The sequence below is a fragment of the Streptomyces sp. NPDC111507 genome (assembly GCF_055638955.1).
On sequence record NZ_JBVKBU010000010.1, the window covers coordinates 292,102 to 304,920 of the forward strand.

General features: G+C 71.5%; 10 protein-coding genes. 4 read left to right on the top strand and 6 right to left on the bottom strand.

Annotated elements, in window-relative coordinates; translation table 11 throughout:
• The first annotated feature begins 27 nt into the window (after window positions 1–27).
• Complete coding sequence (locus ACZ7M2_RS34365; RefSeq protein WP_471598654.1) at window positions 28–1,128, top strand: M23 family metallopeptidase; 1,101 nt, start codon at window positions 28–30, stop codon at window positions 1,126–1,128.
• A 60-nt stretch (window positions 1,129–1,188) separates the two neighbouring features.
• Here the strand turns inward: ACZ7M2_RS34365 and ACZ7M2_RS34370 are convergent, their stop codons facing one another.
• The 5 genes from ACZ7M2_RS34370 to ACZ7M2_RS34390 form a co-directional block, all read right to left on the bottom strand.
• Window positions 1,189–2,586 carry an FAD-dependent oxidoreductase gene (locus ACZ7M2_RS34370; protein ID WP_471598624.1) on the bottom strand — a complete coding sequence of 466 codons (1,398 nt, stop codon included), beginning with the start codon at window positions 2,584–2,586 and terminating at the stop codon, window positions 1,189–1,191.
• A gap of 36 nt (window positions 2,587–2,622) precedes the next feature.
• Window positions 2,623–3,828 carry a DUF6545 domain-containing protein gene (locus ACZ7M2_RS34375; protein ID WP_471598625.1) on the bottom strand — a complete coding sequence of 402 codons (1,206 nt, stop codon included), beginning with the start codon at window positions 3,826–3,828 and terminating at the stop codon, window positions 2,623–2,625.
• A gap of 124 nt (window positions 3,829–3,952) precedes the next feature.
• Window positions 3,953–5,137: an MAB_1171c family putative transporter gene (locus ACZ7M2_RS34380; RefSeq protein WP_471598626.1), complete on the bottom strand. Its 1,185-nt coding sequence runs from the start codon at window positions 5,135–5,137 to the stop codon at window positions 3,953–3,955.
• Window positions 5,138–5,140: 3 nt separating this feature from the next.
• The gene (locus ACZ7M2_RS34385) at window positions 5,141–5,695 is read right to left on the bottom strand and encodes a toxin-antitoxin system, toxin component (protein ID WP_352050045.1); all 555 of its coding nucleotides are present in this window, start codon (window positions 5,693–5,695) and stop codon (window positions 5,141–5,143) included.
• A 349-nt stretch (window positions 5,696–6,044) separates the two neighbouring features.
• Window positions 6,045–6,803 (bottom strand): hypothetical protein, encoded by a 759-nt coding sequence (locus ACZ7M2_RS34390; RefSeq protein WP_471598627.1) that lies wholly within the window; start codon window positions 6,801–6,803, stop codon window positions 6,045–6,047.
• Window positions 6,804–7,241: 438 nt separating this feature from the next.
• Between ACZ7M2_RS34390 and ACZ7M2_RS34395 the strand changes: the two genes are divergently transcribed.
• On the top strand, window positions 7,242–9,020 hold the full coding sequence (locus tag ACZ7M2_RS34395; protein ID WP_471598628.1) for an acyltransferase: 1,779 nt from the start codon (window positions 7,242–7,244) through the stop codon (window positions 9,018–9,020).
• A gap of 82 nt (window positions 9,021–9,102) precedes the next feature.
• Entirely contained in the window at window positions 9,103–10,809 is a 1,707-nt protein-coding gene (locus ACZ7M2_RS34400) for an ATP-binding cassette domain-containing protein (RefSeq protein WP_471598629.1), read from the top strand.
• 98 nt (window positions 10,810–10,907) lie between these two features.
• On the opposite strand, the gene ACZ7M2_RS34405 is transcribed toward ACZ7M2_RS34400, so the two are convergent.
• Window positions 10,908–12,422, bottom strand: a complete 1,515-nt coding sequence (locus tag ACZ7M2_RS34405; protein ID WP_471598630.1) for an aminotransferase class V-fold PLP-dependent enzyme — start codon at window positions 12,420–12,422, stop codon at window positions 10,908–10,910.
• A gap of 164 nt (window positions 12,423–12,586) precedes the next feature.
• Between ACZ7M2_RS34405 and ACZ7M2_RS34410 the strand changes: the two genes are divergently transcribed.
• Complete coding sequence (locus ACZ7M2_RS34410; RefSeq protein WP_060898994.1) at window positions 12,587–12,802, top strand: DUF4177 domain-containing protein; 216 nt, start codon at window positions 12,587–12,589, stop codon at window positions 12,800–12,802.
• Window positions 12,803–12,819: the final 17 nt, after the last annotated feature.

A 12,819-nucleotide genomic window follows, 5' to 3' on the forward strand; every position in this document is an offset into this window, starting at 1 on the left:
ACGAAACGCTAGCGTCCCCTGGTGAGTATCAGGACCCCCGAGTCGCCACCCGAGCCCGGGGCCGCGCGCACCCGACGCAGACGCCGCCCCGGACCGTTCACGCTGCTGGTCCTGCCGGGGCTGACCGCCGTGGTGGGGGTCGCCGTGTTCTTGACGGCGACGGGCCGGTTGACCACGCTTCTGTCGCCGGACCCGAGTACGAACAGCGCGGTGGTCGCGGACGGCGCGGTCGCCGAGCACGTCGAGGATGCCTACGTCCCTTGGCTGCGTGCGGCGGCCAAGACGTGCACGGTCCTGAAGCCGTCCGTCCTCGCGGCCCAGATCGAACAACGCTCCAGCTGGGACACGGACTTCGCCACGCTCTCGGGTGAGACGGGGATCGCCGGGTTCACCGACGCGCAGTGGCGGACCTGGGGCAAGGACGAGGACGGCAACAAACACTCCTCGCCCCGCGACCCGGTGGACGCCATCGTGGCACTCGCCCGCGAGGACTGCGCTCTCGCCAAGAAGGTCACCCGTCTCAAAACCCGTGGAACGGTCACCGGAGAGCCCCTCGACCTCACCCTCGCCGCCTACACGGTGGGCACGGACGAGGTGACCCGGGCGGGGCACGTCCCCACGAAGGCGCAGACCTACGTCACCGAGGTCAAGGCGCTGTTCCCGCGCTACAAGACGTACGACCGGGTGGAGAGCGGGAGTTCCGGCAGCGGGACGGCGAGGGCGGTGCTGGCACCGCCGCTCACCTCTCTCGTGGTCACCTCACCCTTCGGCACACGCCAGCACCCGCTCACCGGTGTGACCAAGCTGCACACGGGCGTCGACTTCGCGGCGGCCCAGGGGGCTCCGATATCCGCCGCACGGCAGGGACAGGTCGTGTTCGCGGCGATGACCAAGGCCTACGGCAACCGCATCGTGATCGATCACGGCACCATCGGCGGGAAACGGCTGGAGACGACGTACAACCATCTGTCGGCCCTTCAGGTCACCTCGGGCCAGAGCGTCGACGCCGGAACGGTGATCGGTTTCGTCGGCTCGACCGGCCTGTCGACCGGCCCACACCTCCACTTCGAGGTACTCGTCGACGGAACGTACACCGACCCGATGCCATGGCTCGCCGGCGGCTCCTGACATCGCCTTGAGCCGCTCGTCGCCTGCGCGGGCGATCCCGCGCAGGAAGCGGCCGACACGTCACGAGGCGGCTTCGCGCTCGTACGGTGTCAGGGGCGGGCCTTCCAGGGGCGGCGTCTTCCGGCCGAGGTAGACCAGCGCGAGCATGTCGGGCATGAGCAGTCGGGCGGGTGGCTTTTCCATGCTCATCACGTCCAGGAGGATGCGCAGGGCGTGGGGGTTGCGCGAGCCGGCGTCGACGGCCTTGTCGACGAAGGCGGCGAGGGTCCGTTCGAGCCGGGTGGGCGGCTGGTCGCTGGCGTCCGGGTAGAACACGTCCTGGCCCACGGCCAGACTCCAGGCGTTCTCGACCGGCCGTGCCGCGGCCTTTTGGACGCGCCGGGCGGTACCGGGTGCGCCGAGGTCCTGTTGCCGCAGGACGCGGCGCAGGGCGATCACGCTCTGCGCGGCGGCGCTCAGCCCGTGGCCGTAGACGGGGTTGTAGCCGGCGACGGCGTCGCCGAGCACGGCGAAGCCTTCGGGCCAGCGGGCGGCTCTCTCGTAGTACCGCCGCTTGTTGGCGGTACTACGAGTGGTGATCACGTCAGTCTCGGGTTTCGCGTTCGCGAGCAGTTCACCGATGACGGGGTGCGGCAGGCTCAGGGCGAAGGGCAGGAACGCGTCGTTGTCGCTGCTGGGCTGCCCGCCGCGGGATCCACAGAGCGTCACGAGCCATCGGCCGCCCTCTATGGGCACGATGACACCGCCCCGGCCGGGGATCCGGCGGGGATCGGCCTGGACGTTGACGATGGGAAAGCCGTCCGCGGTGCTGCCGGGTGCGCGGTAGATCCTGCTGGCGTAGCCGATACCGGCGTCGACCGTACGCTCCTGGACCTCGGGGAGTCCCAGTTCCCGCAGCCAGACGGCGGCACGGCTGGCACGTCCGCTCGCGTCGATCACCAGGTCGGCCGGGAGGGATGTCTCGGACTCATCCGCACGTACACGGACGCCGGTCACCCGGTCCCCGTCGCCCAGCAGAGCGAGCAGTTCGGTCTGCTGGAGGAGGGTGATGCGGTGGTCCCGCAGAACCCTGGTGCGGATCACCGCGTCGAGGAGGTCACGGCTGCACAGGAGGTTGGTGTGGCGAGCGTGGGTGAATCTGCGGAACCACTGCCCCGAGGGGGCCTTGGACACCAGGTCGGCCATGATGCGCGGTGTGTGGGCGCCTTGGTCGACGAGTTGACCGACGATGCCGGGCAGGAGGTCGTCGAGGGCTTTCACGCCGCCGGACCAGAGCACGTGGGCATGGCGGGCCTGCGGCAGTCCCTTACGGGGGTGTGGCCCATCGGGCAGCACATCGCGTTCGATGATCCGCACGTCTGCGAAGTCGGCGAGCACGGCCGCGGCGAGCATGCCCGTCATGCCCCCTCCGATGACCACCGCGGTACGGCGGGAGGCAATTCTGGCAGACGACGACATAGGGTGCACTCTTTTCTGTTGCGGGGAGCGGGAGTCTCAGTCACGGCCGGCGGCCCAACGGGCGGCGGCCTGCCGTCGTGCTTGGGCGACGATCGGGGACGAGGACAGCGCGCGCGACAGCAGAACCATCCGTTGCGGTCTGGAGATGGACTCCAGGGTTCCCGCTCTCGCCGGTACCTCCGCGCGACCGTCCTGGAGGACCTGTACACGGGCCGCGGCCAGCATGGCCGCCTCGGCCACCACCGTGGCCTGGTGCGGTGATCGGACTCCGGAGGCGCCATCGGCGGCGAGCGACGCCACGGCCTCGGCGTACGCGGTCGTGCGCACCTGGTCATCGAGATAGGGCGCGCAGGCCAGAACGCCGTCCCAGATGGCGATCTCCTGGCGTGCCAGGCGCACGACCGGCGGATCCCACCAGCGGATGATCCCCTCGGTCGGCGCGCGCAGCGTCTGCAGCTCCGCCCAGAGGGGCTTCAGGAGCCGGTAGCGCTTCCACGCGCGCAGATTGTCGACCGCCGGCGGCCCGACCCGGGGGACGGCGAAGCCAGCGGCGGTGGTGACGCCCGCGAGCATGACGAGCGGTGGGGACACGTCGGTGGAGAGGAAATCCCAGTCCCCGCCGTTCCAGCGGGCGGCCAGCGCCGTGTACTTGACGATCTGGTAGCCCGCGTCGAACGTCAGGCCGACGATGAGCAGGATCAGACCGACGCGGGTCACGCCGCGCACCTCTCGCAGCCAGCTCACGCTCATGACGGCGAGAGCGATGGTGGCGGCCGTGTGCGCGACCATGTACAGCACGATCATTTCCCGCATGCAGGGCGTGTTGGCGTAGTACGTGTCCAGGTCCTGGGTCCGTTCCACGGGGACCTCGGCCAGGCCGAACAGGACCCAGATTCCCGCGATGACCAGTGCGTAGACGCCCAGTACGAGCCGGGCGGCGCGCTGTTGCGTCTCAGGGAGGCCGCCCTTCCACCGGATCATGAGGACGAGGTAGCTCGCACTGAGCGCCGTCATGCCGGCGTACACCAGCGGGGCGCTGAAGTTCGCGACGCCGGTCGCGTCATTGACGTACCGGATCGTGGGCGGGGCGGACAGCACGCACACGGCGGAGCCGACCAGCAGGATCGCGTTGCTCGGCGCGACCAGGGAATCCCGCCACAGGCCCGTGCCCGCCGACAGCTTCAGTCCCGCGGCGACCAGGAGAAGAACGCCGGGTATGTAGAAGACGATGCCGCTGTCCACTAGGCCTGCCTGCCTTCCGGGGATGTACGGGGAACCGGTCGATCGGACGGCGGAAAGGGCGCCGTGGCCCACCGTGACGTGTCCGGTGGCGGGACGGGCCGGCGCGGAGGCACGCCGCGCGGGCTCATGACGGGGTTCTTTCGTCAGCGGGGGCCGCGGCGGCCGCGCGGGCCGCCGCGACGATGGGCGACGTACGCAACGCATGCGCCACGCCCATCAAGGTGGCGCGCGCCATGAGGCCCGCGGAGTGGTCGAGTACGGCGGTTTCGGCGGGCCCGCCGTCGGGGTGGACCCGAACGGCGGCGGCGATCATCGCGGCGAGGCCGATGCGGGAGGCGTCCTCGTCGCCGTGTCCCGCGGACCGAGCCGCTGACTGCGCCCGGGCCCGGATCCGGTCGTCGAGATGCGGGCGAAGGAGGTTCAGTCCGTCCTGAATGCCGGCCTCACGCCGGGTGAGCCGCACGGCGTACGACGAATACCAGGGGATCGGAGCGGCGAGCGGACTCCCGGGGGAAGCGCCGCCGAGTTCGTGCCACAGCGGGCCGAGCCGCCGCCAGGTCACCACGGTGCGCCAGAGCAGGCCCAGCCGCGGCCCGAACAGCGGCACCGTGAAGCCGACGGTGGCGACGGTGGCGGCCAGGCTCGCCGTGCCGGGCGCCAGGCTGGTGCTCAGTACGTCCCAGTCCCCGCCGGCCCACCGCGCCGCCACCGCGGTCAGTTTCAGGGTGCTGAAGGACAGGTTCAGCAGCCATCCGGCCACGAGGAGCCACAGTCCGGCCCGCAGCCATCCGCGCACCTCCAGCGCCCAGCGCCAGCACAGCGCCGTGGTGGCCACCGCCGCGGTGATGTGACCGAGCAGGTACAGCGCGATCATCTGCCCGATCCAGGGCGTGGTGGCGTAGTAGGTGTCGAGGTCCGTACGGCGCTCGACGGGGGCGTCCCCGGCCATGAAGAGGACGACGATCAAGGTGATCAGCACGCTGTAGCCGATCTGCCAGCGTCGGGCGAGGCGGCGTACGTGGTCGGCCGGCCCGCCGCGCCAGTGAAGGATCAGCAGCAGGCAGGCGGCGCTGTAGGCGCTGACGATGACGTAGTCCAGCGGGGCGGCGAGGTTCGGAATGCCGCTCGCTCTGTTCACGGCGGCGACGGTGGGCGGGGCGGCGAAGAGGAATCCGGCGCCGCCGAGGAAGATCACCCAGCAGACCGAACGGACCAGGGGGTCGCGCCAGGTTCGGATCAGATCCGGCAGTTTCATTCCGAGGCCGGCCCACAGGGCCAGCGCGGGTATGTAGTAGCGCGAGGCGTTCACGGCTCAGACCTGGGACCGGCGGTGTCCCAGTGAGGCGCCGATCCGGCCGGCGATCTGGGACCGGTCCGTGGCGAGGCTGTCCGGTTCCCCTTCCAGCCAGATCCGCAGCTGCGTCACCGCCCGCAGGGCGAAGGTCTCGGCTTCCTGCTCCGACCGTTCGTGGAACTCGGTCCGCGCGGCCACGGCCCTCACCGTCCGCTGCACATCGGCCCGGTCGCTCAGCACGCGTGCGGCGACGGGGATCCCGGCGGCGTGGTGGCCGCAATCGCCCTTGATCATGTGCCAGATCTCGTGGCAGAGGATGGCGAGTTGGTGGACGGGCGCCGCCCGCTTGTCGACGAGGACGATGTCGTGGTCCGGCATGTCGAGCCACAGTCCCGTGGCGGTGCGGTGCGGGAACTCCTCTTTGAGGAGGACGACCTCACGCCCCCTGATGCCGGCGACCACGGCGATGAGCGCGTCGAACAGCGCGTCCGGAGCGGCGGGTACGGGCAGGCTCACTCCGTCGGCCAACTGGCCGATCAGGTTCCGCATCTCCTTGGCTCTGCCTGTGCGCACCGCTCTCCCCCGCGAACCACTTCAGCATGGGGCACCGTCGCACGACGCCCGCCGATCCCACCTTGCCTGCACCCCCCGGCCGAAGGTACGTCCGACTCGGCCTGTCAATATGCCAAACAAGGTGCCTTGTCGGCCACGCCAGGGTCTGCGGTGTGCAGCAAACTGCGGGGGATCAAATACCGATCAAACGGGATACACGCGCATCCGGGACTGGCGCGTCCGATGCGTTCCGCACGCGCTCCGGCCCCCGCGCAGGACGCCTGCCGGTGGCCGCGCCCGGCGGACGGCGCGGCATGGGCTTCCCGCCCCAGGCGGCGACGCGCCTGCGTACGACCGGGTTGCCCCACGATCAGTGCCCTTCGGTGTGCGCACGGTCCGATTCCGGACCCCGTATCCGCTGAGCGTTTCTGCGCTGCAGGATGGTGTCGATCCAGTCAGTCACCAACTGAAGCTCTTCTTCGGCCAATTGCGGGGCACGCGCGGCCAACTCCCTCAGTCCGTGCGTATTGCGCAGCCGAGCCATCGGATCGGCCGCCTCTCCCTCCAGGCCGCGCAGGACGGACTGGAGAGCGTGGTCGAGCGAGGCCCGCGGTTCGGCGGAGAGCCAGCCGTTGGGCTGGCCGAAGAAGAACGTCTCGATGCCGGCCTGGGTGGACGCCAAGGGGCCACCGGAGCGGGCCGGGCGCCGCTCCCCCGTCTGGTGCGAGGACACCTGTTCCGAGGGCGACTGCTGTGAGAGCGATTGCTGCGAAGGCATCTGCGACGAGGGCATCTGCGACGAGGGTGTCTTCCGGCGGCTGTTGACGAGGTTCGACAGGGATGCCCGGGAGGCCCCGTAGGAGGCGGCGATCTCGTCGTAGGAGTGACGGGTCCCGTCGGGGCGCAGGCGTGTCTCGCGCAGGTGGACGATGCGGCGGACGATCCGGTCGGTGATGTCCTCGGCGGGTGGTTCCTCGCCGTCCAGGAGCATCCGGACGACGTCTCGCGGGACGCCGCTTTCGTTCGAGAGCTGTTCCACGTCGAGCACGTCGTCACGGCTTTGCCCGTCCCCGACGAGGGAGCCGATCCGCCTGAGGGTCTCGGCGAGCGCTCGGGGCGTTTCTCTCACCGGCAGCTCTCCTGGTGTCGGACGGGGGGAACCGCACGTTGACTTCCGAGACTCTAGCCGCTGCCGGGTCCGGCCGGCCAGAGCGGAGGATACTCCAATAGCCGTACTCGGCTAGAGCAGTTGACATGAATGGCCGGGGATTGCAGGATCACGACACGACGTGCGGACCGGTCGTCACGCCGCGGGGATGGGGGAGCCCGCGGGTGCTCCGACGCGGGTCCCACGGAGTGTTCCGGGCTGCGGCGGTACACCATCACGGGGTGTGCGGTCGTAGCCCGGGCCGATTCCCGCCGATGTCGGCCGCGTCGCGTGGAGGAGCCGCAACTCGCGGAAGAGCCGCAGCTCACGGAAGAGCCGCGTCGCGCGGAGGCGGCAGCGCGCTGAGGCGACATCGACTGCCGTTGCCCGGACCGCAAGCGCTCTCTAGACTCCCGTGCGATGGACGCGGAAACCGCTCTCGATGACGCCTACTTCGCCTACTGCCCCTGGGACTTCGTGGGCCGTGCCTCCGCCGGGCAGCGGGCCGCGCAGGACGCGCACCAGCGACGGCTGGCGGAATCAGGCGCGCGCTTCGGGCCGCGTTGTTACGTCTCTCCGGCCGCCGGCGTCTTCACCGACGCACTCCGCCTGGGCACCGACTCCTACATCGCCGGGCACGCCTACGTCACCGGTGAGGTGACCGCGGGCGACGACTGCACGGTCAACCCGTACGCCACGGTCCGGGGCCGGATCACCCTCGGCGACGGGGTCCGGATCGGCGCGCACAGTTCGCTGCTCGGCTTCAACCACGGCTTCGCCCCCGACCGGCCGGTGCACCGGCAGCCCCTCACCAGCAAGGGCATCACCGTCGGCGACGACGTGTGGATCGGCTCGCACGTCGTCGTACTGGACGGGGTGACGATCGGCGACCACTGCGTCGTGGGCGCGGGCGCGGTCGTCACCAAGGATCTCGCGCCGTGGACGGTCGCGGCGGGCAACCCGGCCCGCCCCCTGCGCGATCGCCGCGCCCAGGGCGGACCACGACGGGATCGACCGGCCTCGGGCGACCTGCCAGGCGGACTCTCGGACGACCTGTCAGGCAACCACCCGGGGCACCCGTCGGACGACTTGGGGGACGCCGTCGCCCGGTTCGCGGACCGGGCCCGGGCGCAGGCCGCCGATCTCGTCGCCCGATGCTGGAACCCAGACACCGGCCGCTACGCCGACCGACCGGGCGCTCCCGCGACCGTTCGAGCACACTGCGACGCCGTCGAGATCGCCGACCTGCTGCTGGGCTCCCCTCCGGAGCAGTTCGCCGCCGACGAACACGCCGCGCGGCTGCGCGCCCTTCAGGATCCGGGAAGTGGGCTGGTGCCCGAGTTCGCTCCGGACGGCGGTGCGGGGGTGCTTCCCGCCCCGGCCGCCGACGGCTGGATCGATGACGGCACCGCCGAGTACCACGTGCTGGCCGTGGGCTACGCCTTGGACCTGCTGGGCTCCCGCCTCGCCCAACCAGTGCACGTGGTACGGCGCATGACGGTCGGTCAGCTGCTCGCGCGGCTGGAGTCGCTGCCGTGGCGGACGCGGACCTGGTCCGCCGGCGCGTGGGTGGACTGCTGGGCGACCGGCGCCCATCGCAATCTGGAACTCGGCGTCGAGGACGGGGAGCCAGGGACGCTGGAAGCGCTGTTCGGCTGGCTCACCACACGGGTGGACCCGTGGACGGGGATGTGGGGTACCGCCGGGTCGCCCGCCGCGGGCCGGTTGCAGCTGGTCAACGGTTACTACCGGCTCACCCGGGGCTCCTACGCCCAGTTCGGGCTCGATGTGCCGTACGCGGAGCGGGTCGTGGACACCGTACTGGCCCATGGCCGCGATCAGCGCTGGTTCGCGGCCGGCCGCGAGAACGCCTGCAACGTGCTGGACGTGGCCCACCCCCTGTGGCTCGCGGGACGGCGCGGCGGGCATCGGGCGGCCGAGGTGCGGGCGTGGGCCGAGGAACAGCTGACGCGTGCGCTGGGGCGGTGGCGGGACGGCGCCGGATTCGGTTTCGGTCCCGCGGGCGAGGGCGGAGGGGGTCCGGGCCGCGAGCCGGGGCTCCAGGGCACCGAGATGTGGCTCGCGATCGTATGGCTGCTCGCGGATCTGGTGGGCGTGGCGGACCGGCTCGCGTACCGGCCGCGCGGCGTCCATCGCCCGGGGCCGGCCCGGTCGCCGGGGTTCGCGACGCCGGGGTAGGCCGCGCGCATCGCCGCGTCCTGCGGGGGCGTGCGCGTACGGTTGGGCCGCGCGGTGCGCCACCCCCTGGCATGCTGCACCCATGCCGACGCCCATACAGCCGTCCAGTTCCACCGAAACCTCCGCCACCTCGGTCAACGGCCTGCGCATACGGGCACGTTCGGTGGGACAGCGCATACACGGCGCTGGGAACGTCCTGCACGACGTGTCCCTCGACGTCGCGCCCGGGCGGCTCACCGTGATCGCCGGGAGCAGCGGGGCGGGTAAGACGATCCTCTTGCAGACGCTCGCCGGGCTGCGCGCGCCGACGGAGGGGACGGTCCTGCACGACGGGACGCAACCCGGCTCACCGGGGCCGGAGTTCGGGTTCGTGCCGCAGGAGGACATCATCCACCGCGAGCTGGCGCTGCGCCGGACGCTGGTGTACGCGGCGGGTCTGCGCATGCAGCCGGGCACGACGCCCGAGTCCGTCGCGGCGGGCGTGGACCGGGTCCTGGAGGCGCTCGGTCTCTCCTCCCGGGCGGCCACGCCCGTGCGCGCGCTGAGCGGCGGGGAGCGCAAACGGGCCAGCATCGCCGCCGAGTTGCTCACCCGCCCCCGCGTGCTCTTCCTCGACGAGCCCACCTCCGGGCTCGACCCGGTGACCGGTGCCGCCCTGCTGCGGACCCTGCGTGCGCTGGCCGAGGACGGCACCACCGTCGTCCTCACCACTCACACGCTCGCCGATCTGCTCCGCGGCGACCAGGTGGTGTTCCTCTCCCCCGACGGTGAGGTCGCGTACGCCGGTGAACCGGGTTCGCTGTGCGGGGCGTTCGGGGTGGGCACGGTGGAGGAGGTGTACGAGGAGGTGGCCCAGGGCGTACGCGTCGAACGCGCCGCGCCGCCGGACGACGTACGCCCAGCCGACACACCGTCACCTCCGGCTCCCGTCCGGCGTGTCGGTGCCCTGCGCCAATGGGCGCTGCTCACCCGTCGCGGCACCGCGCTCCTCCTGCACAACCGGCTCTCCGTCGCCGTCCTTGCCGGTTCGCCGGTGATGATCGTGGCGATGTTCGCGGTGCTGTTCCGGGCGGGCGCTTTCGATCGCGCGGCACCCGACCCCGGATCGACCGCGATGATCATGTTCTGGATCGCGTTCGGCGCGTTCTTCTTCGGCCTGACGTACGGGCTGCTGCAGATCTGCACGGAGTTGCCCGTGCTGCGCCGGGAGTGGCTGGCGGGGCTGCGGATCGGTCCCTATGTCGCGTCGAAGCTGACCACCATGCTGCCGGTGCTCGCGGTCGCCGACGTACTGCTGCTGGTGGTGCTGCGGGCGCTGGACCGACTGCCCGCGGCGGGATGGGACACGTACGGTTCGCTGTTCGTGTCGAGCGTGCTGGCCTCGGCGGCGGCCCTCGCGCTGGGCCTGCTGGCCTCGGCCGCGGTGACGGAGCCCGGCCAGGCGACGCTGATGCTGCCGCTGCTGTGCTTCCCGCAGGTGCTGTTCTCGGGGGCGTTCGTGCCGGTGCCGCGGATGACCGGTGCCGGGGAGGCGATCAGCTGGGCGATGACCAACCGGTGGGCGTTCGAGGCACTGGGCAGCGGGGTCGGCCTGGAGTCGCTGTGGCACGCGGGCGCGTCGCCCCTGGGACCGCCGCTGCTGGACTCGTACGGGGACTCCTTCGGTCATCCGGCGAGCCGCGGCTGGTTGATCCTCGCGGGGTTCGCGGTGCTGTTCCTCGCGGCGACGTGGGCGGTCCTGGTGCGCAAGTGCCGGGAGGGCGCGGTGCGGAGCCGGGCGGGCCGCTGAGCGCCGGGGCCCGGAGGCCACGGGCGGCTTCGGTGACCCGGCAGCGGCGTCCGCGGGGCGCGTCCAGGTCCACGACGACTGTCACCCCAGCCAGACCCTCAGCACCCCACCCGAGCCGCCAGCCCCGTCACCCCCGGCACCCGGTCGCGGTAGGTCTGGGTCACGAACTTCAGGAACGTCTCGATGTCCCTGGTCTGGGACGACACGCCCAGGGAGATGCGGACGGCACCGGCCGAAGGCAGCCGCAGCAGGTCCAAGTACTCCTCCATCGAACCGAGTTGCCTGCCCGCTGCCGAGCGCAGCCGGCGCAACGGAAGTGCGAACGCCGCCTCGCCGGCACCCGGGTTGCAGAAGCAGCCGGTCCGCAGGGAGATGCCGCGCGCGGCGCTGTCCCGGGTGACGACGCGTTCGTCGATGATCCGGCCGTCCGCGCCCAACAGGTTGAGCGCGACCGTGCTGCCACGGGCCGCCCCGGCGTCCGAGGGGCCGTACACGCGGGCCATCGGGGAACCGTCGCTGTGGCGCAACGCGCGCAGGCCGGTGAGGAGTTGGCCGGTGAGGGCGGTGACGTGGGCGTGCACCCGGTCCATGCCGACGCGGTCGATCCACTCCAGCCCGGCGGTGACGTCCGGGACGGACAGGAAGTTCACCGTGCCGTCCTCGAAGGCCGCCTCGTCGTCGGCGAGGACGTGCCACTGGGCCTGCGCGCTGACCGCGTAGATCGTGCCACCCGAGAACCAGGGCCGGCGCAGCTTGGCGAGGGCCTCCCGGCGGGCGATCAGACTGCCGATGCCGGTGGGGTGGCCGAAGACCTTGTACCAGCTGACCACGGTGAAGTCCGGGTGGAACCGGCCGAGGTCGAGCGGGTTCGTCGGCACGAAGGCCGCCGCGTCCAGGAGGACGTCGTAGCCGTGCTCCTGCGCCCGCGCGATCCACTCCAGCGGATGCTGGACACCGGTGAAGTTGCTCTGGGCCGGGTAGGCCAGCAGCCCGCGCGGCCCCCCGCCACCGCGCCGCCCCAGGCGGGTCAGGCGGCTCGGTTGACGCCCGGGACCGCGTCCGCGCGCGGTGAGCGCGTCCCACAGCCGTTCCTCGTCGATCCGCAGCCCGGGCCCACTCACGGGGACGTACGCCGTCGCGGCGCCTTTGGCCCGCGCGTACTCGCGCAGACCGTTGACCGAGTTGTGGTTGTCCAGTGACATCACCAGCCTGCTGCCGCGCGCGAACGGATACGCCTCGCCGACCAGGCGCAGCGCGCCCGTGGCGTTGGGCGTGAAGATCACGGCGTACTCGGCGGGGTCCGCGCCGAAGTGCCGCAGCACCGCGCGGCGGGCCTCCGCCAGCAGCACTCCCGAGGCACGGGAGGCCGGGCTCTCGGAGTGCGGGTTGCCGAATAACCCGCCGGTGATGCGTTCGGCACTCCCCGTGACGAGCGAGCGTGGCGGAAGCCCGGCGCCCGTGTGGTCGAGGTAGGTGTGGCCGCCCTCGTCGAGGTAACCGAAGTCGCGCGCCCGCAGCCCGGCGAAGCCGTCCGCGCCCTCTTCGCCTGTGGCGGTGCCTCCGGAAGGCTTTTCGGTCGCGCGTATGTGGCCGTTGCCCGGTACTTTGTCCATGAGTTCCCTCCGCCCGGCCGGTCCTTCCCCATGCCCGGACCGACCCTCCATGAAGCTTCGCCAAAGGTATCCGTACGGACCGGCCCCTCCCCTGTGCCACGGCATCGAACAGTGATTGGGTGGGCGCGGCCATACCGTTCGAACCGCAGGAGAACCCCGCAGTCATGAGCAACGCTTACACGTACGAGTACAAGGTCGTCACCTTCCGGGAGTCGCTCATCGGCGACGCGCTGGACAGCGACAAGCTGGAGAAGGTTCTGAACAAGCACGCCGGGGACGGCTGGGCGCTCAAGGCGATCACGTCCGCCGACGTCAAGGGCCGCATAGGCCCCGGCGCGGTGGAGGGGCTGCTCCTGACCTTCGAGCGACCCCTGGGATAGATCCGTTTATGCCCGCT